The sequence below is a fragment of the Haloparvum alkalitolerans genome (assembly GCF_050122995.1).
Classification (GTDB): domain Archaea; phylum Halobacteriota; class Halobacteria; order Halobacteriales; family Haloferacaceae; genus Haloparvum; species Haloparvum alkalitolerans.
In genome coordinates this window covers 1-547 of the sequence record NZ_JBNLIA010000030.1, presented here as the reverse complement: position 1 = coordinate 547, position 547 = coordinate 1, and the positions used below count along the sequence as shown (strand labels likewise).

General features: G+C 58.9%; 1 rRNA gene. It reads right to left on the bottom strand.

Annotated elements, in window-relative coordinates:
- Window positions 1–547, bottom strand: a 23S ribosomal RNA gene (locus ACQE3L_RS15435); the annotation flags it as partial.

The window sequence follows — 547 nt, the reverse complement described above, 5'->3', positions numbered from 1 at the left end:
TAACGGGTGCGGCCAGGTCTCGGTGGTGGATTTGAGCCCCGATCATTTTGGGCGCCTCAAACCTCGGCCGGTAAGCTGTTACGCTTTTCTTAGAGGGTAGCTGCTTCTAAGCTCACCTCCCGGCTGTTTAGGGCTTGAGACCACCTTCCAATCGCACTTAATCCACACTTTGGGACCTTAACCCAGCTCTGGGTTGTTCCCCTCATGGTGCACAGGCTTACCCCGCACACCGGACTCCCTTCGTCAACGGCGCACGCAGGTTCGGAGTTCGACAGGGTGGCCGACTCCTCTCGGAGGCGGGTCACCCAATCGGTCGCTCTACCCCGCATGCTACCTCAAAAGAGGTCATGCTTCGACATGTTTCGGTCGGAACCAGCTGTTGCCAGGCTCGATGGGCCTTTCACCCCTATACACGAATCACGGGAGGGTATTGTAGGACACCACCCCTAACGGGCCTCCACGTGGCTTTCGCCACGCTTCACCCTGCTCGTGCATAGATCGCCTGGTTTCGGGTCGTACCGGAATGACTCCCCGCGCTTGAACACGG